Raw genomic sequence first — 22,774 nt, 5'->3', positions numbered from 1 at the left:
AGCACAAAAGAATTGGGAATATGAACTAGGATTAGATAGATATAATAATAGAATTCTTGATTATCATAATGAAAATGCGATAAATAATGCTATAAAGGGGGTAAGTAAAGCTGATAGACTTATCCCAGGAAATATTGGAGTAGTTATAGGTGGTGATTCTACTAAGCTAGGTAAAAATATAATGGAATCGATGGGATTAAAAAGGTCAACTAAATGGCCTGGACATCAATCACAACATATAATTTCTGCAGAAATGGCAGATAATCCAATACTTCAAAAACAAGTATTTGACTTACAGAGTGATTTAAGAAAGCTACAAGAAAGTGGGTTACCATTGTATCCAAGTCAAGGAGCAACGGTAGACTTGTGGGAAAGAAGTTTAAGTAGAATTAGAAAGTAATAATTAAGCAGGATTTCAAATGGATAAGTCTAAAAAGGAATATGTATATAAATTGCTCTATAGTGAAAATAAAAAAGATACTATAGATGAGATTAAAAGTATAACAGATACTGAGTTATTGCATATAATAGCAGGAAATTATAACTGGGATAATGGTTTTGAGATTCCATATAATATAATAAATAATAAGAATTGTGATTTAGGGACTGCTTTAATGATTTTTTATGACGCTGATGGATATAGAGTTTTAGAGAATAAGGAAGAACTAAAGAATCCTAATTTAAAAGATTGGGCTAACTTTATTTCAGAAATAGAGGAGCAAATTATAAATAATGAATTTAAAGTAAATCACATTAAGTTTATTCCACCATTAACAAAGGTTCAAATTTTTAAATTGAAGAAGAATAATCCTAATATAACTAAGGTATTTATAGAAGAAACTGATGGCTATGTAGTAGAGATATATAATATTTAATAGTGACTGCATAATAAAGAATTGTGTGACTGCATAAAAATAATTAACACTAGAATATAGTTAAATAAACAACTGTAAGAATAATTAAGACTGCATAAATCTAATAATGCAGTGAAAGAAGTTAAAAGGTTAATGTTTCAGCAAATGGAGCATTAATCTTTTTTTCATGCATAGAAATATTTATAAAATAGATGATAAATATATATTATACTAAAGTGAAAGTTTGAAGAGCAAAATATAAAATTTTGATTCTCGCTTTTAAATCTGATAAAAGAGTTAATGTTTCTAATGAATGAAGTAGCAACTCTTTTTCTATAAAATTCAATTGGTGTATAAAAAAGTAAGTGATAAAATTATAATTGATAATATAATTTAGAATGGAGTAGTTTTATGGCAGGTGGAGACACAATAAAATTCAATTACGAAGATATTCAAGTTTCTTATACAAAATTAATAGATATAAGCGAAAAAACGAAAGAAGCTTTAGATAGATTAGAAAAAGTTTGTGATGTAGCAGATCAAGATATGAAAGGAAAATATAGGGCTGGTTTTAAAGATAAAAAAGATGAGGTATTTAAAGAAGTTAAGGATGTTGCTGTCGACGGTGTAAGAAAAATAGCAAAAATAATGAATGTTACAAGCAAAGATATGGAAAAAAAGAATTAGAGATAATTCAATGCCTAGAAAAATAATGGGGGAAAGTGTATGACTAATCAAGAGATTTGTAATGAAATTAATTATATAAATCGAAAATAATGATAATCTTTATATTAATTTGGATACAATAGAAATGTTAAAAGATTCATTTAATAAAGAAATAGAAAATTTAACAGAGTTATTTTTAGAATTAATGAATGAAGTCAAGATAATAGAAACTAGTGATATGTGGAGTGGGAAAAGTTATGATTCATTTAAAACTGAATTTGAAACTTGGAAATTAGATTATTTAGAAGGAATTACAAAACTACTTCAACTTAAACAATATTTAGAAGAAGTTAAGGCAGTAGGAGAAAGCTTAATTAGTGAAAGAAATTCTCTTACAACATTTTTAGAGGTGTTATGTCTTTGGAGCAGTATGAGCAATTTACAAAAAATGGAGAAGAAATTGATGATATAGTAGCAGCAGTTGGAATAGATGTAGGTGGAATTTTAGTAGCAGGAGCAGCGGGACAAGCGACAGGACAATATATTTGTGGGGCAGTTGGTGGCCCTGTAGGAACAGTAGTTGGTGGAGTAGTTGGAACAGTTGGAGGGTTTGTTATAGGTGCTACTGTTAATATAGTATATAGCATGGTGGTAGATCCAATTTTGACAGCAGCATATGATAATATAGTAGAGCCCGTTGGCGAATGGGTAGAAGATAAATTAAATGATTTAGGAGATTGGTGGGATTCATTATGGTGGTAGAACAAGAAATTGATAAACTAATTAAAGAAAATAAAAGAAGTGAAGTTAGAAAAATAGTAGATGAGTATAAAAAACAAATTAAATTTCATGTAAATGCTCCATTTCTAAGAGAAAAAACAGGAACTTTTATTTTTGTTATTATAGGAATATTTCTGGGAATAGGTGCATTAGTAATTGGAGATGAAGTTTCATTAGTAGTAAAATTAATATATATAGTTCCTTTAATTTTAAGTAGCATAACTATTTTAATATTATATTTTAAGGCAAAGAGTAGTGATTTTTCAGATGAAAAAACTATGGAACTAATGCTTAACTTTATTTTGCTAGAGACTATTTGTATATGTTTTTTAAGTTCATATTTTTATCAATATTTTTTATTTAAAGATTTTACACAAATAGATTATTTAAAAAGTATGGGATTTGTATTAGTATGCATTGGATTAATAACTATATTAACATTACTTGATGCACCAAAGAAGTTTATGAAAGAATTTAAAGTAGAAAAAAAGAAATATATATATCCAGGAGCGATATCAGGAGGATTAATATACACTTTAGTATTAATAGCAAATATAACTAAGCCATATACATTATTATTAATGTTGGCATATGGATTAATTATGATTTTAACAAGATTTTATGTTTATGGTATGTTTAAATATAGTAAATATGATTATATAAAGAATTTAAAATACTAGTGTAAAGGAAAGGAAGATAATGGTGAAGTTATTACCATTAGGTTCAGTAGTTATCATTGATACAGAAAAAAGTGAAAAAATATTAATAGTAGGTAGATTAGTAAGAAAAGATATTGATAGTAATGTATTTGATTATTGTGGTGTAAGGGCTCCACTTGGCTTAAATGGAGAGGAACTAGTAATGTTTAATCATGAAGATGTAAAAAGATTAATGTTTGTAGGATTCCAAGATGAGGATGAGTTGGTATACTCAGCTACTATAACTAAACAAAGAGAGGATGTCAAAAAAAACAATACAAAGTATTGATAAGTTTCTAATATATTATATATAAGGATTAAATTATAGTTATTTATATCCAGGTATAAGCATCACAGAGGTGAACTGTAACCTTTTAAGTAGACAGGGGGAAGTTTAAAAAGTGATGCTTTTTGTTAGATTGAGGTGAGCTATATTTTCACTGTGCAAAGATATACTTTTCTGTGACTTGGAGCTTGCAACGGAACAAGCAAATTAAATATTTACCTCATCTTTTTTATCTTCATAATTGCTTCAAAAGTCTAGTGTATAATCTAAAGCTAATTCAAGGCGGAGGATTAAGTAATGAAAAAGAAGATGATTAAATATTTGACTATATTATTAATTTGTAATATTACAATCAATTATATTGAAGGTCCTATTAGAGTACATGCTGATACACTTCAGGAAAAGAATGATAAGAAAGAGGATATAGAAAATAAGCTAGAAGCTACTAATGATGAAAGAAAAACTATAGAAAAGGAAAGTGCAAAGCTTCAAGAGGAACTAGATTTAGTTAAGACTAAATTGGACAAGCTTAATGAAGAAATTAATACCCTTAATAAAGAAAATAAGAATATAGAAGAAGAGATATTAGAGGTAGAGAAGGTTCTTGAGGAAAATTATGAGATAATAAGAAGTATTATTAAAATTCAATATGAACAAAAGGTTGGAGGATATTTATCTATACTTTTAGAGGCTAAGGACTTTGGAAATTTCCTTAGAAGGTTAGAGGTAGTTTCAAATTTAATAAAGAATAATGATGAAACTATAAGAGAGATTAAAGAGCTTCAAGTTGAGTTAGAAAGCAAAAAAGAAACTTTAACTAAACAAATGGATGAGATTAATAAAAATAAGATAATAGTAGAAGAGGAAAAGGGTAGACTAGATAAATTAAATAAAGAAAATAAAGCTAAGGTTAAAAAATTGATTAAGCTTCAGGGAGAGTTATCTTCTCAGATTAAACTTACAGAAAAAGAAATATCAGAATTAGAGTCTAGAGGACAAGAAATAAATAATGAGATAGTTTCTTCTTCAGGTGGAGGAAGTTACAATGGAAGTAAGATGGCTTGGCCAGTAATAGGATATACTACTATTTCATCAAAGTTTGGATATAGAATACATCCTATTTCAGGAGAAAAGAAGCTACATACTGGAATTGATATTCCTGCACCAGCTGGAACTCCTGTAGTGGCTGCAAATTCTGGAACAGTAATAATATCTAGATATGATAACTCTTATGGTAATATGGTTGCAATTGATCATGGTGGCGGAATTGTTTCTTTCTATGCCCATAATACAGAAAGACTAGTTAAGGTTGGAGATAAGGTTTCAAAGGGGCAGAAGATTTCAACTGTTGGAACAACAGGATATTCTACAGGAAATCACCTACATTTTGAAGTTAAGAAAAATGGAACTTTTGTAGATCCAATGAATTACTTATAGTGGGAGTGGAAATGATGAAGTCTTGGACAATAAAAGCACTATCTAAAGATGGTTTAAGAAGTATAAAAAGTAATAAGTTATTGGCTTTTGCAGCTATCTTAACTTCAGTAATATCATTTACCTTACTTGGAATATTTTATTCAATAATAGATATTACTAATGACAATATTATAAAACTTCAAGAGGAAGTAAGAGTTGTAGCTTTCTTAGAGGAGGATGTTGAAGAATCAGAAGTATTAAATATAAAAGAAGGTATTGAAGATATAAGTGGTGTAGAAAGCGTTATATATGTTCCTTCAGATGAAGGGTTAGAAGCTTATAAGAGAGATATTGTAAGTGAAGAAGACGATGATATGATGAGAATAGTTGAGGAAGCAATAGACAAAGGAAATAATCCAATTCCTGACACCTTAGAAATAGAAACAGAAAATATAAATATTAATGAAGAGGTAATGAATAAAGTATTAGAGTTAGAAAATGTTTATAAGGTTTCTGATGGAAATTTAATCACAGATTTTCTTAAAACAATGAGTAAATATGTAAGGATTTTTGGTATAGTACTAATTCTAATATTAGTTATTTCATCAACTATATTAATATCTAATGTAATAAAGGTTTCAGTTTTTGTTAGAAAAAGAGAAATTGGAATTATGAAGTATATTGGAGCAACTGATAACTATATTAGATTACCTTTCATAATAGAGGGGGCATTAATAGGAGCTTTGGGAGCAGGAATTAGTGCTTTAATGGTATCCATAGTTCATTCATTGGTTAATACTAATATGTCTGAAACACTAGTTAGTTTTATACCAGGTTTTTATATTACACCTTTAGGAAATATAATGATTATTTTATTACCATTACTTTTCTTCATGGGAATAACTATAGGGGTTGTAGGAAGCCTAATATCATTAAAGAAGTACTTAATAGTATAGAATAAAGTCTATAGGAGTAGTAGTTTATTTAGCTACATTCTTATAGACTTTTTGTGGTATTCTATAGAAAGCTTATGGAGCCAATATGAAGATTTTCCATAAAAAATACATAAGTTCTTGATAAGTTTACAAATAATATTAAGAAGAACATTTAGGAGGAAGACATGTATTTAGATGTACTAATTGTTGAGGATGAAGAAAAAATTTTAGATGTTATAGAAGCATATCTAAAGAAGGATGGATTTAATACAATAAGAGCAGTAGATGGAGTGGAAGCATTAGAACAGTTTAAAACCTTATCTCCTGATATTGTTATTCTAGATTTAATGCTACCTGATATTTCGGGGGAAGAGGTATGCAAGAGAATAAAGAAGGATTCTAATACTCCTGTAATAATGCTTACAGCAAAATCAGCTGAAGAGGATATATTAAATGGCTTTTCTTTGGGATGTGATGATTATGTAGTAAAGCCTTTTAGGCCTAAGGAGTTAGTTGCAAGAGTTAATTCGGTATTAAAAAGAACTTTAGGAATAGATAATATGAGTGAGCTAACCTTTAATGGTGGAGAGTTAAAAATTAATTTAAAGACAGGAGAGGTCTTTAAAAATGATAATCTTGTTATATTAACTCAATCAGAATATAAAATATTACAAACTTTAGCTACAAATCCTAAAATAACTTTTACTAGGAATGTATTAATAAGCAAACTTAATGATGAATCAGGAGCTTTTGATAGGGTAATAGATACTCACATAAAGAACCTAAGGGCTAAGATAGAAGAAAATAGTAGAGAGCCAAAGTTTATAGTTACAGTTTATGGCGTTGGATATAGATTTGGAGGGGAAAATGAGAACACTAAATAAAAGAATGTTTCTATCTTTTATGATTATTTCCTTTGCCATTATATTTTCAATTAGCTTTACTTTTAGATATTTTATAGAAAAAAGTTTTAATTCTTATATAGAAAGTTGCAATATTGAAAGAATGGATGAGATAGCAAGAAGCTTAAGCTATGCCTATTCTAATGGTACTTGGAATAATAGCTTTATAGAGGAGGTAGCTTTAAAAGTCTTAGATGATGGACTTATTATAAGTATTCATGATAATAAAAACAATTTAATTTGGAGTACTGATGAGGAGCATAGGGGACGATGTGAATCTATGATGAAAAATGCCTTTAGTAATAAATTAAATAATGGAATTATAAAGAGTAGTTTAAATATTACTAAGAATGGAGAAAAGATTGGGAGTGTACATATAAGCCATTATGGAACTTACTATAGGGATGTTGATACAACTTATTATGATACTTTAAATAAAGTTTTAATTATCATAACTATTATGGCAACTATTTTATCCTTAATTATAAGTTTAATACTTTCTAAATCTATTAATAAGCCTATTTATAAGATTATAGATACAGTTAAGCTATTAGGAAAAGGAAAATATAAGGAAAGGGTAGATAATAGCAGTAGTATAGTAGAAATTCAAGATATGATAGAGTCAATAAATATTATGGCAAAAAGACTGGACTCTCAAGATGCTATGAGAAAGAGATTAACTAAGGATATAGCTCATGAATTAAGGACGCCTATTACCATAATTTTAGGGCAACTTGAAGCTATTAAGGATGGAATATGGGAGCCAACAGAGGAAAGACTTAATGGTATTTATGAAGAGATTCAAAGGCTTGATAGGTTAGCAAATTCATTAAATAGTTTATCAAAGATTGAGGAAGAAAATGGAATATTACACAAGGAAAAAGTGGAGATGTCTGAGCTTATAGAGAATATATTTATAAATTTTGAAAAAGAACTTCACAATAAAAATATAGAGGGGCAGCTTAATCTAAGTAAATGCGAAATAGAAGTTGATAAGGATAAAATTAGTGGAGCAATTATAAATCTAATATCTAATGCTTTAAGATATACTGAAAATGGTGGATCAATTAATATAAAAACATTTTTAAAAGAAGATTACTTATCTATTGAGGTAGAAGATACTGGCATAGGCATAGCAAAAGATGATATTCCTTATGTTTTTGAAAGGTTTTATAGAACAGATGAGTCAAGAGCAAGGGTTACAGGCGGCGCAGGTATAGGACTTTCAATAACTTTAGCAATAGTTGAAGCCCATAATGGTACAGTTTATGTTAAGAGTGAGTTAGGAAAGGGAAGTAAATTTGTAATTGAATTACCTTTAAATTCATAATTTCTTCATAAGACTTTTTTATAATCCTATTAGATTTAAGAAAGGTGGGAAAATTTATGTTTGGATGCGGTATTTCTAATGTAGGAACAATGGGAGGTGACTCATTAATAGTTAGTCTTTTATATTTAGGTTTTAGAGTTGCTGTCTTTGGATTAATTATATATCTATTATTTAAACTATTTAGTGGAGGAAACAGTAATAATAAAGCTATTAATGTTTTAAATGAAAAATATGCTAGTGGAGAAATAAGTTTTGAAGAATATGAGGAAAGAAGAAGTAATTTAAATATAAAGTAATATAATTTTATAATTTCCTTATCTCAGAATTAGAGAAGTGGATATTTGTTTTGCTGTGACTTGGAGCATTGTGGATTAAGAAGTAAAATAAATATACATTTTTTCAAGGGAAATAATGTATAATAAGGTTGTAGAATTAATTTTTATGGGAACAATATGGAGTATATTATACAACTTTTACCACTAATTATTACTGGAACACTAATATTTTTCTTTGTAAGATGGATAATAAAAATAATTAGATGTAATATATTATAAAGTTTAATGATTAAAGTGCAAAGATAATAATTGAATATATGGAGTCAGTTATTGGCTAGAAAAACCTCCGAGAAATCGGAGTTTTTTATTTAAGAATATCTTTACAAAAGAACAAGTGTTCTGCTATAATGAATACGAACAAATGTTTGCGATGGAGTGAAGATTATGAAAGTAGTGTCAAAATCAATTGATGTTATAGCGTGTTTTGAAAAAGATGGGGGGGTAAAGCCTTTAAGGTTTAGAATAAATGAGGATGAAGAAGAAAGGGTAATTAAGATAAATAGAGTAGTAAATAGGGAAATAGAAAAGCTTGCAGGAAATGTAATGGAGAAGTTTGTATGTATAGCTTCAGTTAATGGAATAGAGAGAATTTTTGAAATTAAATATGAACTATTAACTAAAAAGTGGATTCTATTTAAGTTTTAGGTGAATTAATATGAGTAGTAGAATAATATTTCATATTGATGTTAATTCAGCTTATCTTTCATGGACAGCAGTAAACCTTCTTCAACTTGGGAAAAGTAAAATAGATATTAGAGAAGTTCCTTCAATAATAGGAGGGAAAACAGAAGAGAGGCATGGAATCGTATTAGCAAAATCAATACCTGCTAAGAAATTTAAAATTAAGACAGGAGAATCTACTTATGAAGCTTTAAGAAAGTGTCCTAAGCTCTTAATATATCCTCCAGATTATGGTCTATATATGCAAAGTTCTAATGCAATGTATAAACTTTTATGTGAATATTCCCCTAAGATACAAAGGTTTTCTGTAGATGAGGTGTTTATTGATGTGTCTCATTATAAAGAAAATTATATGGAAAAAGCAGTAGAAATTCAAAGTAGAATAAGGGATGAACTTGGGTTTAATGTAAACATAGGTATAAGTACTAATAAGCTACTTGCAAAGATGGCAAGTGATTTTAACCCTAAGAATTCTATTCATACACTTTTTGAAAATGAAATAGAAAAGAAGATGTGGCATTTACCAGTAGAGGAACTTTTTATGGTTGGTAGGGCAACAAAGAAAAAACTTGAGAAGTTAAATGTAGAAACTATAGGTGAGCTTGCAACTTATAATTTAGAAATTTTAAAGAGTACATTTAAAAGCTTTGGGATAGTTCTTCATAATTATGCAAATGGAATAGATTCTTCAGAGATAAGAAGCACAAGCTATATAAATATGAAAGGTTTAGGTAATTCAACTACCATTCCATGGGATGTTACAAAGAGAGAAGAGGCTCTAAGGATTATTCTTTCTCTTGTAGAAATGATGAGTTTAAGGCTTAGAAAGTGTAATAGTTTATGTAGAGTGGTTGTAATTTCTATTAAAAGTAATGCCTTTGAAAAATATAGTCATCAAAGGAAGATGGAGAATTATACAGATTGTACAATAGATATTTATAGAGAAATAGTTAAGGCTTTTGATGAAGCTTGGAGTAAGGAGCCTATTAGGCAGATAGGGGTAAGGGTTACTGATTTATGTTATAATGAATTTTTTCAAACTTCACTTTTTGATGGTGAAAGGATTGATAAACAAAGGGCACTAGATAAAACTTTAGATTCTTTAAGAAGCAGGTTTGGAAGTAAATCAGTTGTTAGATCAACTTTTATTAATTCTGGAATAAGTCCTTTAAGTGGAGGTAATGGGGAAGAGGACTATTTGATGATGAGTAGTAGAATATAACGAATGGATATTGAAGTAGAGAAATAAGAGTCATATAATGAAGATTGTGGTATTTAAGGTTAGTAGTTAAATTTTTAATAAGTAACTAATAAGTTGGGGGAGAGTATAAAATATGAAACTTAATCTTATTTATTTTAGTCCTACTGGAGGAACAAAAAAGGTTTTAGATATTATTAGTGAAGAATGGAATTGTGATAAGAGAGAAATTGATTTATCTTTAGCAGAAAATGATTTTTCTAAGTATAGTTTTGAAAGAGATGATATTTGTATTGTTGGAGTTCCTTCTTTTGGTGGACGTGCTCCTCAGGTAGCCTTATCTAGAATTAAACAAATGTCTGGTGGGAGTGCAGACACTATAATGATAGCTGTTTATGGGAATCGTGCATATGAAGATACTTTATTAGAGCTTGAAGATACATTAGAGCAATGTAATTTTCATTGTATTGCAGCTATTGCGGCTAATGCAGAACACTCAATTATGCATGAGTTTGGCAAAGGCAGACCAGATATTGAAGATGAAAAAGATTTAAAGGGATTTGTAAAAAAGATTAAAGCAGTCCTTAAGAAAAAATGTGCAGAAAAAGTTGTACAGGTTCCAGGTAATAACCCATATAAAGAATTTAAGGTTGTTCCATTTATCCCGGTGGTTAGTAATGAATGTAATAAATGTGGCCTATGCATTAAAAAATGTCCTACTAATGCCATATGTAAAGGTAATCCACTATTTTTAGATGAGTCAAAGTGTATTTCATGTATGCGTTGTATATCTATTTGCCCTAAGAATGCACGAATGTTAGATAAAGAAAAGTTATCTTTATTGATACAGAAGTTAGAGAAGGTATGCAGTGCTAGAAAGGGTAATGAGCTTTTTATTATTTAATAGATAAAAGAGGCATTTATGCCTCTTTTTTTCTATAATCAATTGGAGATATTCCTGTAATTTTTTTGAATGTTGTACTATAGTAACTTTGATTTTTAAATCCAGTAGCAAGAGCAATATCTAAAAGTGAATATTGGGTGTGTTTAAGCATCTCTTTAGATTTTTCAACTCTAAATGTATTTAAAAAGTTGGTAAAGGTAAGTCCAGTTTCTTTCTTAAAGACATTACAAAAATAACTTTTATTTATATTAAACTTAGAGCATAAGTTTTCCATGTCTATTTCTTCATCGTAGTTATTATGAATATACTTTATTGCGTTTAGAACAAATGGTGAATATGCGTATTCACAGTGCATACTCATAAATTTATCCTTAGATATTAATATTAGTAAATCTCTAAGATAATTTATGCAACATTCATTCTTTATATAAATAATGCCATCTCTATTTAAATCCTTATTAGTTGTAACAGGACCAAATATAAAAATAAGTGGTATTTGACATCTAGTAAATAGAGTAACTACAGAAAAGATTAGGTTCTTTTCCACTTTTATATTAATTGGTTTACTTTCTTTAAGTTCTTTTAATTTATGAATAATTTCTTCCTTTGTAAAAATACTTAAAGTTTCTTTTGTGTGTTTGTAGTTAAATATAAACTCAAAGTTTTTATTAAGTACAAGTATTGGAATAGAAGTACAGTAATAAAAGTCTTTAGCTATATCTTCAAATAAAAACATATAACATTTCTCCTGATCTATAAAACTTAATATATTAAAAAAAATAGAAAATATAGTGAAAAGTTCTTAGTTATATCTATGTTAATATAAATGTAGTTGAAATTGATTCTCATTTATTATTGATTAAAAAATAAGTTTTGTCAATACACAGAGATATAGGAGGAGAAATAATGGTAAGAAATAAAGTTAAAAAGTTTTTAGCTGCCGCTTTAATAGTAGCAGCAACAATAAGCGTTGGAGGAAATCTTGTACAAGCTTCAGTGGTATCGCAAGAAGGGAGTTTTGTAGAACTTGCATCTCAAAGCTTAAAAAATGGTGAGTATGAGGTAAATAATGTTACAAATTATGTAGATGAATCCAATAATACAGGTCAATCAATGGCCAGAAATGCTGTAAAAGAGAAGAGTAAAGTTATAGTAAAAGACGGAGTTATATCAGTAACAACATATTTTAGCGAAGATCTTTTCCCAATGATGAATAACTTTAAGGTTAGTATAAATGGAAATGATTTAAATGGAAAAGTTGATAGTGGAAATATGTCAATAACTTATGAAATACCTTCATTAGATTCAAAGGTTTTAATGGAGATGTTTATTGTTGTAATGGGAAGACAGGTAAGTTTTAACTTAAGCAATAACTTAGATAGCTTAAAGTTAATAAAAGAATATGAAACAGCTGAAAAGGTTGAAAACGGAAATTATACAATAAAAAATGATGTTAAGTATACAGGAACAGGGAATGCAGAGACAGGAAATGCATCAGCAAGAAAAACTTTAAAAGATGTAAGTGATGTAACAGTAAAGGATGGAAAGTATAATTTAACTTTAAACTTTAATGAAAGTTCCTTTGGTTTTATAGGTGATATTAATATTAAGGTAGATGGAAGTGAAGTTGATCCAGTTATTGATAGAGAAAATGCCAAAGTATCTTTTGAAATCAACTCATTAGATAGCAAGATAGATGTAAGTGTATTTGTAACAATGATGAATAGATATACAGATTTTGAAACGATACTTTTACAAGATACATTAGAAAAAAGTGATAGTGATTCATCAAAGGATGAAGGAAATGATGCTGTAACAGGTCCATCAACTGGAGGTTCTACAGGTAGTACAACAGGAGGAGCCACTGAGAGTAATACTGGAAATACTACAGGAGGTACAACTACAGAAACTAAGGTAGAGGATGAAGTTGTAATTATAGAGGGTAAGCTTTATACAATCAAAAATAAGGTAACTCACTCTAACCCAACTGGACAAGCTATGGCTAGACAATATTTAAATGAATCATCTTCATTAGAAGAGATAGAAGGAAAATATTACTTAACACTAACTTTTACAGGTATGGACTATATGAGTAATCATAAGTTTACTATAAATGGTAAAGAAGTATCTGCAAAGGCAACTAAAATAGATAATAAGACCACAAAATATAGATTCCAAATTCCATCATTAGATGTAACTATAAAGGTAAACACATATGTTGCACCAATGGGAAGAAATGTAGACTTTGATGTAACTTTATTGAAGGATACTAAGGCATTTGTAAAAGAATTTACTGTAGAAAAGCTACCTCAAACAGGTGGAGCTTTAAGTAGTGATGTTTTATTAGGTATGGGTACAGCAATGTTAGGGGCAGCAGGATTATTAAAGAGAAAGAAAAAATAGTTTTTTAAGGGAGGGGATTTATCTCCCTTTCCCCTTTTAATAAAGGAGTAAGAATTATGAAGAAGTATATTTCTAATATTCTTATAGTTTTAGGTATTTTATTTATCTTAGTAGCACTAGGAAGTAAATATATAAACATAAATGAAGTTAAAAAATCAGAAGAGAGTTTAGTTAATAAATTAGAAGAAGTAGAAAATAAAGAAAATGTTTATGAGGATATAAAAGTAGGGGATGAAATAGGAAAAATTATTGTTCCATCTTTAAATATTGAAGGAATTATAGTTGAAGGAACTGGTGATGAAGAAATAAAGCATAATATAGGCCATTTTCAGGGAACTTCAATGCCAGGAGAGGAAGGAAACTTTGCCATTGCTGGTCATAGTAGTACTATTTATAACAATGTTTTTAACAATATGTACAGGATTAATGTTGGAGATGAAATGATAGTAACTGCGCTAAATGGTGAATTTATATATAAAGTCAGTGAAAGCTTTGTTGTAGAGCCAGAGGATACAACAGTTTTAAATAGCTTTGTGGGAAAAAAAGAAATTACCATAGTAACATGTACTAATGGAGGAAAAGATAGATTAATCATAAAAGGTAATTTAGTGGAGGAATAGAAATGAAATTAAAGAAGTTAGGATTATTAACAGCAGTAGGAGTATTAGGATTATCTTTAGTATCTTGTGGATCAAAAACTGATGGAAATACAGGAGCATCAAAAGAGAATAAAGAAACTTCAGTGGTAGAAGAGCAAACAGAAGTAGTAGTAGGAACTTCAGTAGCTGTTGTACAGATATTAGATAAGCTTGGAGTAAAGGTATCAGGCGTACCTACATCATCATATAATTTACCTGAATCTACCAAAGATGCTACTAAAGTAGGTAATCCTATAAGCCCTGATATGGAAATAATAAAGTCTTTAAGCCCAGATGTAGTAATATCTACAGATACTTTAGGAGATGATTATGAAGAGTTATTTAAATCAAATAATATACCAAGTCTTTTTGTTAATTTAGATAGCGTAGATGGTCTTAGAGAAACAATTAAAACATTAGCTGAGAAGTTTAATAAAATTGAAAATGGTGAAACAATATTAGCTGAATTAGATGAAAAGGAAAAATTTCTTAAGGAAGTTGCAAGTGAAAAGGGTGAAAAGAATGTAATGGTAGCATTTGCAGCACCAGGGGGAGTAAGTATGTTAGCTACTGGAGAAAGTTATGTTGGAAACTTAGTAGAAATGGTTGGAGCTAAAAATATTATTTCAGATACAACAGGACCTTTTGTTACTTATAATAAGGAAACTTTATCACAAATGAATCCAGATATGGTTTTAGTTATGACTCATGCACTTCCAGAGCAAACACAAAAAGAGTTTGCAGAAATGATTAAGACAGATACAGCTTGGAAAAATATTGGAGCAGTTAAGGAAGGTAAGGTAGTTTATCTTGATAGTTCCAAATTTGGTATGAGTGCAAACTTAAATGTTATTGAAGCTTTAGAAGAACTTAGCAAAATAATATTTGAATAAAGAGGACATTATGAAAAAGAAGTTATATATAATAATATCCTTAATAATTCTTTCAATACTACTATTTGCTTCTCTTGCACAAGGTAGTATAGATATTACTGTAAAAGAGTTATTTGAAGGTATTTTGGGAATTGATATAAGCAATAATTATGAAATAGTTAGAGATTTAAGAATGCCAAGAGTATTTATTGCTGTACTTATTGGTGCTAACCTTTCAATCGCAGGGGTTCTTTTACAAGCTGTAATAAGAAATCCATTAGCAGATCCATATGTAACAGGGATTTCTTCAGGCGCATCTCTGGTAACAGTAGCTGTTATGATATTTATTCCTAGCATTGGGATGATGAGACCTATTTTAGGCTTCTTAGGAGGTGTGATTTCTTGTGGAATAGTTTATATATTTGCATACAAGAAGGAGCTTTCTCCAATTAGAATAGTACTTGTAGGTGCAGCTATTAATGCACTATTTGGTGGATTCACATCTATGATGACAACAAGTCTTGGAATGGGTGCATCAAATATTCAAAGATGGCTTCAAGGAAGCTTAGCTGCTGTTAAGTGGAGTGATGTAAGCATAATATTTATTTATTCAATTATAGGAGTTGTAATAGCTTTACTTTTAAGAAGAAACTGTAACATTCTTATGCTTGGGAATAAGAATGCAAAAAGTCTTGGAATAAATGGTGACGTACAAATGATTATAATTACAGGTGTTGCTGTATTTTTATCAAGTATATCAACCTCAATTGGAGGTGTAATATCCTTCGTTGGTCTTGTGGTTCCACATATCTGTAGAATGATAATAGGTTCTGACCACAAATATTTGATACCTTTTAGTGGACTTGTTGGAGCAAATCTATTACTACTTGCAGACACTTTAGGAAGAGTAATTATGAAACCTTATGAGGTTCCAGTTGGAATTATAATGGCTATAATAGGAGCTCCTTTCTTCCTATATATCCTAAGAAGGAGTGACATAAAATAATGCTTAAAGTTGAAGGAATAAAGTTTTCTTATAATAAGAATGAAGAGTTTATAAAAGATTTATCAGTTGAATTTGAGAAGGGAAAAATAACAACAATACTTGGGCCAAATGGAAGTGGAAAATCTACCTTGCTTTCTTTGTTATGTGGGTTGAATAAGGCTAAATCAGGGAGCATTTTTATTGAGGGGAAGGATATAACAAAGCTTAAGTATAAGGATATTGCTAAAATTGTAGCAACTGTTCATCAGCAAAATTCTGTGCCTAATGATATTACTGTAAGAGATTTAGTAAGCTATGGTAGACTACCTTTTAAAAATAGATTTGAACATATTAATAGGGAGGATGAAGAAATAATTAATTGGGCATTAAAAGAAACTGGACTTGAAGGAATGAAAGAAAAGCTTGTAATGAGCATGTCTGGAGGGGAAAGACAAAGGGCTTTCATTGCAATGGCATTAGTTCAAAAACCTAAGATTCTTTTCCTTGATGAACCAACAACTTATTTAGATATATATCATCAAATAGAAATTTTAGAGTTGGTTCAAAGATTAAATAGAGAGCATGGAACAACAATAGTTATGGTTTTACATGATATTAACCAAGCTATTAAGTATAGTGATAATGTAGTCGTTATGAAGGATGGAGTATTAGTTAAGGAAGGAAGAGCTAATGATATTATTAATGAGAATTTAATTAGGAAAGTCTATGGAGTAAGTGGAACTATGGAAGAAGTTAATGGAGAGCCTTACTATGTAGCAGAGAAAACTTGCGTAGGATAAGAAGGATAAGGCTGCAATTCTATTTATAAATTTTCTTTTAGGGATGTTAATTTTTAAATTCAATTTCTATAAAATATATAGGTGAAAATAAATATTTAAATATTGTTATAAATATATGTTTATATAAATATGTACACATTTTATTTAAAATCGCTTTTAAACATGGTAATACATAACCAAAAACTTATGAAATTAAAATTCAATAAAATAGGATTAGTAATACTATAAAAAACTGTTGAGTATATCAGCAGTTTTTTACTGTTTAATTATATAAAAAGTATGATAGAATTTAATTGTAATAAATGGAAAGGAAAAGGGGATGAGATGAAAGATAAAAAGATAAGAACTGGTTTTGTACTTTTATCAGATGAAGGCTTTAATATAAAAGAGGTTAAGAGAAACTTATATAGAGATTGGGAAATTATGATTAAGGAAGAAGATCAAAGTGAAATTTTAATATTTGAAGTAAGTGATATTAAGGTTGTATGTGCATTAATTAATTCACCTGTTCCAAATAAAGAAGCAGAAGAAAATGCAATGAATAATTATCTTTGGAAAGAGGGGAAAGAGGAAACTGCTAAGCATAAGGCTCATATAGTTGTGTCAGTTACAAAAGGAGAAAATCCAATAGGAAATAGCATCGTATTTACTATGGTGGTTTCTTCTCTATTGAAGTTAAAAAATGCAATAGGTATATATCAATACCCAACAGTTTTACCTTCTGATTTTTATATAAGATGTGCTGAGGATTTAAAAGAAAAAGTTCTTCCTGTATTAAATTGGATATATATAGGTATTTATCCAAGTGAAAAAGGATTTTCAGCCTATACATGTGGAATGGACTATTTTGATAAAGATGAGATTGAAGTTATTAACTCAAAAACTACACCTTCAGAGTTATATGGATTTATTTATGATATAGTATCCTATGTTCTTGAGTATAATGCAGTACTTAATGATGGAGAAACAATAGGATTTTCAGAAAAGGAAAAACTGCCTATAACTAAGTCAAAAGGAGTTGCTGTAGAAGGAAATAGTATAAAGATAAAATATAAGTAGGATAGCAAAAGGGGATTATCAATGTATGAAGAGTGTAAAAATGTGATATAAAGCAGGTTGATAAGATATGTAAAATTCTTAAATTAGATAGTTATAGGAGAGAAGAACTGAGAAATAAGGTGATTTCTTTTTTAGATAAGGTAGATATGGATAAAACAAATCCAGAGGTGATGGGGGATATATGGAAGATAATTAGTGAAGATATAAAGAATGAAAATTCATATAAGGATGTTAAGACTTATTTTAATAAAAAGTTACTAAATTCACTCCCTTATTTGAAAAAATTAATAGAAATTACAAAGAAAGAGTTAGCAATTAACCATAGTGAAGAAATGTTTAAGGATGTGGAATTAGCTGAATCGATATTATATTTAGGAGATAATTGTGGAGAGATTGTATTAGATAAATTGTTTATAACAGTTTTAAAGGAGAATTATCCAAACCTAGAAATATATTATGGTGTTAGAGGAGAACCTATAGTAAATGATGTAACTGTGGAGGATGCTAAGGAAGTTAAAATGAACGAGGTTTCTCAGGTTTTATCTAATGGTGATGGTTCATTAGGTACTGAGTTAAAAAAGACAAGTTCTGAATTTAATAAAATATTTAATGATGTCCATATGGTGATTTGTAAAGGACAAGGAAATTATGAGAGCCTAATAAATTGTAATAGAGAAAATTTATATTTTATGTTTATGGCAAAGTGTAACATGGTAGCAAAACCATTAAATATTTCGTTTAAAAGTTTATTTAGATAAGAATAAGGATAAAAGCTGTGCTGGAAATAAGTCAATATATGAATCTAATTTATCTAATAATACTTTAGTAGGAGAAGTAAAGAAATTAAGTAAAGAAGAGATAGATAAATACTTAAAAGAACAAAGTGCAAAGTAATATTTAAAATCTGCGGGAATGTATCAAAGATACATTCCTTTTTATGTATAAAATGTGTGCCTTAGTAAAAATAGTATAGATTTTTGTAATTAAGGACGGTGAACTAATGAATAACCTATATCATAAGAGTTTAAATTGTATCTCAATAATATTATTATCTTTAGTAATTTTATCTACCTCAATATTTATAAACCTTCAAAAGAGAGAAAATGTGCAATCAACTTTTTTAGAAGAGGTGAGTAATGACATTATTCCAAAACTTTTAAGTTATGTAAAGAATAATGGAAAGTTTATTTTAAGTAAGGAATTTTCTCTCTATATATAAGGAAAGAATAAAGAAGAAACAGAGGAAATACGAATAGTAGCAGAGTTTCTAAGAGAAAAGTTAATAAGTCCAACAGGATATGAATTAAAAATAGTTGAAGGAGAGAATCATCCCTCAGGAAGTATTTACTTAACTACTTTAGGAGGAAATGAAGGATACAATTTAATAACTACAAAAGAGAAAATATAGATTATAGCTTATAAGGCAGAGGGTATTTCTAGAGGTGTTCAAAGCTTAAGGCAGTTATTACCTCCAGATATAGAGAAAAACAAATTGGTTAATAATGTGGAATGGAGTGTTCCAGCTTCTAATATAAAGGATAAACCAGAATATAGTTATAGAGGATTAATGATTGATGTAGCTAGGAATTTCTTTTCAGTAGATGAAATTAAATAGTATCCTGATTTAACTAAAATAGGTGGTAGCACAGAAGTTGGATGGGGAAAAGGAGGATATTATACTCAAGAGCAATTTAAAGAGAGAGTAAAATATGCAAGAGATAGATATGTAGAGATAATTCCTTAATTTGATATGCCTGGTCATAGTAATGCAGCCCCAGCTTCCTATGGATTTTTAAATCTAGATGGTAAAAGGAAGCCTTTGTACACAGGAACAGAGATTGGTTTTAGCTCTTTTATGACACATAGTGAAGAGACATATAAGTTTTTAGATAATGTGTTTAAGGAAGTAGCAGCTATTTCTCCTTCAAAATATATTCATATAGGAGGAGATGAAGCTCTTAGCACTAAGAAGGAGGATTATGATTATTTTGTTGGAAGAGTAGCTAAAATGGTTGATGCTTTAGGAAAAACTCCAATAGGATGGGATCCCATTGATACATCACCAGAGATAAACTCAAGGGTAATACTACAAAATTGGAAGGATTCAAATGAAGCAGCAAGGAAAAAGACTGAAGAATCTAGGAATTAACTACTATAGAGATAGTAGCATATGGTCTTGAGATAGGAAATAATAAAATATTTCTCAGGAAATAAATGGAAATAAATATATAGAAAAAGAGCTAGTACATTATTATACTAGCTTTTTATTTTGCCCACTATTTTATCTATTATTATTGCTAAAGCGCCGTCTCCGCTGATATTAGTGGCAGTACCAAAGCTATCTTGAGCTGCATGTAATGCAATCATTATAGACTTTTCTACAGAACCAAAACCTAACATCATTTCTAAAATACCAAGTGCAGCCATTACACCACCGCCAGGTACTCCAGGTGCAGCTACCATTGTAATACCTAACATTAATATGAAAGGAAAAAAACTACTAAAGGTAGGAGTTTGTCCATTCATATACATTACCCCCATAGATGTTAAAACTAATGCTATAGTATCACCTGCTAAATGGATTGTTGCACATAGAGGTATAACAAAATCTGCTATCTCTTCACTTACATTATTATTCTTTGTAGATTCTAATGTGACAGGAATTGTAGCAGCAGAAGATTGAGTACCAACTGCTGTAAAGTATGCAGGTATCATATTTTTAATAAGCTTTAAAGGATTTTGCTTTTTAAAGCTACCAGCAACTAAATATTGAATTAAAATATACCCAACTTGTAAGGTAAACAATATTATATAAACAATACCAAAAGCTTTTAATGTACTAAATATCTCTCCACTAAAGCTTAGTTTTGCAAATATTGAAAATATATAAAAGGGAACAAGAGGTATTAATATATTCTTTATTACCATTTCTACTATAGAACTAAATTCTTCAAATATTTTTAATAAATTACTATTTTTTATGCGAGATAGTCCAACTCCTAGTATAAATGCAAATACTAAAGCTGACATTATATTTAGCATTGGTGGAATGTCGATAGTGAAATAAGGAGTTAAATCTACAGTACCTTGTTCAAGTAAAAATCCCCCATTTATGAACTTCGGTAGTAGATTAAATCCAATAATAAATGCTAAAAATCCAGCAATTAAAGTAGATGTATAAGCTAGTAGGATAGTTAATAATAAAGTTTTACCAGACTTGTTCCCTAAAGAAGCAACTCCAGGAACTATAAACCCTATAATTATTAGTGGAATAATAAAGGATAAGAAGTTTCCAAATAAACCACTAAAGGTAGTTAATATTCTCATAGGGAATACTATAGAAAGGGATTTACAAATAAGTCCCACGCTAACCCCTAGTATTAAAGCTATTATAATTTTGCCGATTAGTGAAAATTTTTTCATATGTTTAAGCCCCTTTAATTGTGTCTTTATTTAAAAAACACATGTTTTGCAATTGAGTACACTATACTATGGATAAAGAAAAAAGTCAACCCAAAATTTAAATTTTAACAGGAAATTTATATATAAATAAAAAATAAATATAAACAATGAAGTTCATAAGATCAAAGTCTCCTAATAGCTAGTATAATAGCAGGTTGATTAACATATTTAGGAACAAATTTAATGTTAAAAAAGCACTGTATAAAAGTACAGTGATTTTTTAGCATTAATTTGTAATAATAGCCACTAAGGCTTTAGGGTCACTTAAAACAGAGATATCTTTTGGAATAGATATGTCTTTAAGTAATATTCTATTATCAAAATTCATATTAGAAACATCAATATTAATTGACTCAGAAATTTTTTCAACATCCCCTTGTAGTTCAATAGATGTAATATGTGTTTCTAATACCAATCTTTTTGATTCTAAGTTTTCCTGTCCACTAAATTTTATAGGAATTTTCATTTTAATTCTTTCATTAGGTTTTGTATATTGAAAATCTACATGTTTAAATCAGAACTATCAATTTTAATAGGAATTGGGTTTTTTAGAAATTCACCATAAATAATACAATGATAATAAGGGTAGTGATAAATTAACATTATGGAAAATAAAGATGGATATATTATAAAACTGGGAATTCCTAAAAAACTAGTTGAGGTTAAAACAATAGACAATCTAAGACATTTTATACTTGAGATGTTTCAATCTTATAAGATTTAGTGTAACAAAATTTGGTTATTTCCCTTATTGAAAATGATTTTATTAAGAAATGTATAAAGTCACTAGAATTGAATTAAATGAATACCATATAGGAGAAAGGAGTTGATATAAAGTGTCATTAGAAATATTTGATTATGAAAGAAATGATATGTCTATTTATGAACAGTGCCAGAGATGTATATCTTACCACACAATTATCAAAATGAAAGACGGTAGTAGCTTTGATGGAATTATAGAAGGTATAGATGGAAATGTGGTTTTTGTGTTGGTTGGTGAGGATGTAATGACTGATGATAGGGATAATGAAATGACAAGACAACCAAGACAACCCTTTGGACCAATGAGAAATAGATATAGAAGATTTAGAAGAAGACCATTTCCTATTAACACAATAGCTGCTTTAGCACTATTAAGGTATCCATTTATAGTGCCCCCTTATCCATATTATCCATATTATCCTTACTAGTTTAGATATACTTATTAACAAATAAGGTTAAAATTAATCCGGGTCATAAGTAATAAATTAAAGTACGCTTTATTCATTTAGAATGGACTTTTTTAATATGTTGAGAAAGTTATACTTAATCTTAGAATATAATTAAAATAAACTAATTAGAGATAAATATTAAGATATAATTGGTGTTAATGTAGAAGAAAAAGTAGAAGAAGGAAAAGCTAAGGCAAAAGAATTGTAAAAGAGTTTTAGTGAAAATGCTAGGAATTTACTTCCTAGTATTTTTTTTGTTCCTGTCTAGGAATTTATAAAATTTTTAAGAAGTGAAAGCTAGATTATATCTAGCTTTCATCTTCGTTATATGGTAAATTAGTTAATCATATAGTAGAGGT

25 protein-coding genes and 2 pseudogenes are annotated in these 22,774 nt (G+C 28.9%); 24 read left to right on the top strand and 3 right to left on the bottom strand.

Annotation, left to right across the window (positions count from 1 at the left end):
• The 15 genes and pseudogenes from KIB46_RS13190 to KIB46_RS13120 all read left to right on the top strand — a co-directional run.
• Window positions 1-400 (top strand): annotated as a pseudogene (locus KIB46_RS13190) (hypothetical protein); the annotation flags it as partial.
• A gap of 19 nt (window positions 401-419) precedes the next feature.
• Window positions 420-875 carry a DUF4274 domain-containing protein gene (locus KIB46_RS13185; protein WP_156558899.1) on the top strand — a complete coding sequence of 152 codons (456 nt, stop codon included), beginning with the start codon at window positions 420-422 and terminating at the stop codon, window positions 873-875.
• A 390-nt stretch (window positions 876-1,265) separates the two neighbouring features.
• A complete protein-coding gene (locus KIB46_RS13180) occupies window positions 1,266-1,541 on the top strand; it encodes a hypothetical protein (RefSeq protein ID WP_156558900.1) in 276 nt (91 codons plus the stop codon).
• A 124-nt stretch (window positions 1,542-1,665) separates the two neighbouring features.
• Window positions 1,666-1,992 (top strand): hypothetical protein, encoded by a 327-nt coding sequence (locus KIB46_RS13175; RefSeq protein WP_156558901.1) that lies wholly within the window; start codon window positions 1,666-1,668, stop codon window positions 1,990-1,992.
• Entirely contained in the window at window positions 1,935-2,282 is a 348-nt protein-coding gene (locus KIB46_RS13170) for a hypothetical protein (protein WP_291672463.1), read from the top strand. Before KIB46_RS13175 ends, KIB46_RS13170 begins: the two co-directional genes overlap by 58 nt.
• On the top strand, window positions 2,273-2,980 hold the full coding sequence (locus KIB46_RS13165) for a hypothetical protein (protein WP_156558903.1): 708 nt from the start codon (window positions 2,273-2,275) through the stop codon (window positions 2,978-2,980). Before KIB46_RS13170 ends, KIB46_RS13165 begins: the two co-directional genes overlap by 10 nt.
• A gap of 19 nt (window positions 2,981-2,999) precedes the next feature.
• On the top strand, window positions 3,000-3,287 hold the full coding sequence (locus KIB46_RS13160; RefSeq protein ID WP_156558904.1) for a DUF4176 domain-containing protein: 288 nt from the start codon (window positions 3,000-3,002) through the stop codon (window positions 3,285-3,287).
• 294 nt (window positions 3,288-3,581) lie between these two features.
• Window positions 3,582-4,721: a M23 family metallopeptidase gene (locus tag KIB46_RS13155; protein WP_291672460.1), complete on the top strand. Its 1,140-nt coding sequence runs from the start codon at window positions 3,582-3,584 to the stop codon at window positions 4,719-4,721.
• Window positions 4,722-4,735: 14 nt separating this feature from the next.
• Window positions 4,736-5,656 carry a permease-like cell division protein FtsX gene (gene ftsX, locus KIB46_RS13150; protein WP_291672458.1) on the top strand — a complete coding sequence of 307 codons (921 nt, stop codon included), beginning with the start codon at window positions 4,736-4,738 and terminating at the stop codon, window positions 5,654-5,656.
• A 164-nt stretch (window positions 5,657-5,820) separates the two neighbouring features.
• The gene (locus KIB46_RS13145) at window positions 5,821-6,519 is read left to right on the top strand and encodes a response regulator transcription factor (protein ID WP_156558907.1); all 699 of its coding nucleotides are present in this window, start codon (window positions 5,821-5,823) and stop codon (window positions 6,517-6,519) included.
• Window positions 6,503-7,867 (top strand): HAMP domain-containing sensor histidine kinase, encoded by a 1,365-nt coding sequence (locus tag KIB46_RS13140; protein WP_291672456.1) that lies wholly within the window; start codon window positions 6,503-6,505, stop codon window positions 7,865-7,867. The genes KIB46_RS13145 and KIB46_RS13140 overlap by 17 nt, the downstream gene beginning before the upstream one ends.
• 56 nt (window positions 7,868-7,923) lie before the next feature.
• Window positions 7,924-8,163 (top strand): SHOCT domain-containing protein, encoded by a 240-nt coding sequence (locus KIB46_RS13135; protein ID WP_291672454.1) that lies wholly within the window; start codon window positions 7,924-7,926, stop codon window positions 8,161-8,163.
• A 423-nt stretch (window positions 8,164-8,586) separates the two neighbouring features.
• Window positions 8,587-8,847: a hypothetical protein gene (locus tag KIB46_RS13130; protein WP_156558910.1), complete on the top strand. Its 261-nt coding sequence runs from the start codon at window positions 8,587-8,589 to the stop codon at window positions 8,845-8,847.
• Between the two features lie 10 nt (window positions 8,848-8,857).
• On the top strand, window positions 8,858-10,105 hold the full coding sequence (locus tag KIB46_RS13125) for a DNA polymerase IV (protein ID WP_291672452.1): 1,248 nt from the start codon (window positions 8,858-8,860) through the stop codon (window positions 10,103-10,105).
• A 112-nt stretch (window positions 10,106-10,217) separates the two neighbouring features.
• Window positions 10,218-10,985: a 4Fe-4S binding protein gene (locus tag KIB46_RS13120; protein WP_156558912.1), complete on the top strand. Its 768-nt coding sequence runs from the start codon at window positions 10,218-10,220 to the stop codon at window positions 10,983-10,985.
• A gap of 16 nt (window positions 10,986-11,001) precedes the next feature.
• Here KIB46_RS13120 and KIB46_RS13115 read toward each other — a convergent pair whose 3' ends face one another.
• The gene (locus tag KIB46_RS13115) at window positions 11,002-11,721 is read right to left on the bottom strand and encodes an AraC family transcriptional regulator (protein WP_156558913.1); all 720 of its coding nucleotides are present in this window, start codon (window positions 11,719-11,721) and stop codon (window positions 11,002-11,004) included.
• Between the two features lie 170 nt (window positions 11,722-11,891).
• Between KIB46_RS13115 and KIB46_RS13110 the strand changes: the two genes are divergently transcribed.
• The 8 genes and pseudogenes from KIB46_RS13110 (at window position 11,892) to KIB46_RS13075 (ending at window position 19,891) form a co-directional block, all read left to right on the top strand.
• Window positions 11,892-13,388: an NEAT domain-containing protein gene (locus KIB46_RS13110; protein ID WP_291672447.1), complete on the top strand. Its 1,497-nt coding sequence runs from the start codon at window positions 11,892-11,894 to the stop codon at window positions 13,386-13,388.
• Between the two features lie 56 nt (window positions 13,389-13,444).
• A complete protein-coding gene (locus KIB46_RS13105; RefSeq protein WP_156558915.1) occupies window positions 13,445-14,008 on the top strand; it encodes a class D sortase in 564 nt (187 codons plus the stop codon).
• A gap of 2 nt (window positions 14,009-14,010) precedes the next feature.
• Complete coding sequence (gene isdE / locus KIB46_RS13100) at window positions 14,011-14,919, top strand: heme ABC transporter substrate-binding protein IsdE (protein ID WP_291672444.1); 909 nt, start codon at window positions 14,011-14,013, stop codon at window positions 14,917-14,919.
• Between the two features lie 10 nt (window positions 14,920-14,929).
• A complete protein-coding gene (locus KIB46_RS13095) occupies window positions 14,930-15,904 on the top strand; it encodes an iron ABC transporter permease (RefSeq protein WP_291672442.1) in 975 nt (324 codons plus the stop codon).
• On the top strand, window positions 15,904-16,683 hold the full coding sequence (locus KIB46_RS13090) for an ABC transporter ATP-binding protein (protein ID WP_291672440.1): 780 nt from the start codon (window positions 15,904-15,906) through the stop codon (window positions 16,681-16,683). The genes KIB46_RS13095 and KIB46_RS13090 overlap by 1 nt, the downstream gene beginning before the upstream one ends.
• Window positions 16,684-17,007: 324 nt before the next feature.
• Window positions 17,008-17,742, top strand: a complete 735-nt coding sequence (locus tag KIB46_RS13085) for a DUF4261 domain-containing protein (RefSeq protein WP_291672438.1) — start codon at window positions 17,008-17,010, stop codon at window positions 17,740-17,742.
• A 119-nt stretch (window positions 17,743-17,861) separates the two neighbouring features.
• Window positions 17,862-18,500 (top strand): ARMT1-like domain-containing protein, encoded by a 639-nt coding sequence (locus KIB46_RS13080; protein WP_291672436.1) that lies wholly within the window; start codon window positions 17,862-17,864, stop codon window positions 18,498-18,500.
• 746 nt (window positions 18,501-19,246) lie between these two features.
• Window positions 19,247-19,891 (top strand): annotated as a pseudogene (locus KIB46_RS13075) (family 20 glycosylhydrolase).
• A 107-nt stretch (window positions 19,892-19,998) separates the two neighbouring features.
• Here the strand turns inward: KIB46_RS13075 and KIB46_RS13070 are convergent.
• On the bottom strand, window positions 19,999-21,165 hold the full coding sequence (locus KIB46_RS13070) for a dicarboxylate/amino acid:cation symporter (RefSeq protein WP_156558923.1): 1,167 nt from the start codon (window positions 21,163-21,165) through the stop codon (window positions 19,999-20,001).
• Between the two features lie 265 nt (window positions 21,166-21,430).
• A complete protein-coding gene (locus KIB46_RS13065; protein WP_291672433.1) occupies window positions 21,431-21,670 on the bottom strand; it encodes a hypothetical protein in 240 nt (79 codons plus the stop codon).
• Window positions 21,671-22,040: 370 nt separating this feature from the next.
• Here KIB46_RS13065 and KIB46_RS13060 point away from each other — a divergent pair, with 370 nt between their 5' ends.
• Window positions 22,041-22,394: a hypothetical protein gene (locus KIB46_RS13060; protein WP_291672431.1), complete on the top strand. Its 354-nt coding sequence runs from the start codon at window positions 22,041-22,043 to the stop codon at window positions 22,392-22,394.
• Window positions 22,395-22,774 lie beyond the last annotated feature (380 nt).

Origin of the sequence: Clostridium sp., assembly GCF_018372875.1 — a bacterium.
In the GTDB taxonomy this organism is placed as follows: domain Bacteria; phylum Bacillota; class Clostridia; order Clostridiales; family Clostridiaceae; genus Clostridium.
Note: the sequence above shows the minus strand (reverse complement) of the source record. Positions and strands in the feature narration are given on the sequence as shown.